Source organism: Pseudomonas sp. A39 (assembly GCF_058145955.1).
On sequence record NZ_JBYVMD010000108.1, the window covers coordinates 1 to 1434 of the forward strand.

The 1434-nt window shown below is 63.2% G+C and carries 1 protein-coding gene and 1 pseudogene; both read left to right on the forward strand.

Going from position 1 to position 1434, the window contains the following annotated elements:
- Positions 1-2: 2 nt before the first annotated feature.
- Positions 3-971: a LysR family transcriptional regulator gene (locus AC3ZU9_RS31375; RefSeq protein ID WP_012722315.1), complete on the forward strand. Its 969-nt coding sequence runs from the start codon at positions 3-5 to the stop codon at positions 969-971.
- Positions 972-1107: 136 nt separating this feature from the next.
- Positions 1108-1434 (forward strand): annotated as a pseudogene (locus tag AC3ZU9_RS31380) (bifunctional glyoxylate/hydroxypyruvate reductase B); the annotation flags it as partial.

The window sequence follows — 1434 nt, forward strand, 5'->3', positions numbered from 1 at the left end:
CCATGGACACTTTGCAAAACATGCGCGCCTTCAGTTGCGTGGCCGAGGCAGGCAGCTTCACCGCCGCCGCCGTGCAACTGGATACCACCACTGCCAACGTCTCGCGCGCGGTCTCCAACCTTGAGGCCCATCTGCAAACCCGCTTGTTGAACCGAACGACACGACGCATCGCGCTGACCGAAGCCGGCAAACGCTATTTGCTGCGCTGTGAGCAGATCCTCGCCTACGTCGAGGAAGCCGAGGCGGAGGCCAGCGATGCCCATGCACGCCCTGCCGGGCAGCTGAAAGTGCACACCATGACCGGTATCGGCCAGCATTTCGTCATCGACGCCATCGCTCGCTATCGCCGCACCCACCCGGACGTCACCTTCGACCTGACCCTGGCCAACCGTGTGCCGGACTTGCTCGATGAGGGCTACGACGTGTCCATCGTGCTGGCCAGCGAACTGCCGGACTCGGGCTTCGTGTCCCAGCGCCTGGGCATCACCTACAGCATTGCCTGTGCCTCGCCGGACTACGTCAAGGCCAAGGGCTGCGCCCATCGCCCCCATGACTTGCTCAACCACGCCTGCCTGCGCCTGGTCAGCCCAGTGATCCAGCTCGACAAGTGGACCTTCAACGGCCCCGAAGGCCAGGAAAGCGTGGCGATCAACACCTCGCCCTTCCTGGTGAACTCGGCCGATGCGATGAAAACCGCGATCACCAGCGGCATGGGCATCGGCCTGCTGCCGGTGTACGCCGCGATCGAAGGCCTGCGCAACGGCACCCTGGTGCGGGTGATGCCCAACTACCGCTCCCAGGAGTTGAACCTGTACGCCATCTACCCGTCGCGCCAGTACCTGGATGCGAAGATCAAGACGTGGGTGGAATACCTGCGTGGCTCGCTGCCGGAGATCCTGGCGGCGCACCAGGCGGAGCTGGTGGCGTATGAGTTGAGCGGCAGCCTCAGCGGCGCGCGCCTGGCGAACTGAGTGCTACCAGACGAGTCAGGTCAACAGTGGGAGGGGGCTTGCTCCCTGCCCACTTTAGGCCTGAGGCGTCCTGACAATTGTCGGCAGGAATGTTAGCGTGCTTGGCATTCTTCCGTAGTCGATGAGCCCGCCTGCAATGAAAAAGACTGTCCTCGCTTTCAGCCGCGTCACCCCGGAAATGATCGAACGCCTGCAACAGGATTTCGAGGTGATCGCGCCCAATCCCAAGCTGGGCGATATCAACGCGCAATTCAATGAAGCCCTGCCCCACGCGCACGGCCTGATCGGCGTGGGTCGCAAGCTGGGCCGCGAGCAGTTGCAAGGCGCGAGCAAGCTGGAAGTGGTGTCCAGCGTGTCGGTGGGCTACGACAACTATGACGTGGCGTACTTCAACGAACGCGGGATCATGCTCACCAACACCCCCGACGTCCTCACCGAAAGCACCGCCGACCTGGCCTTTGCC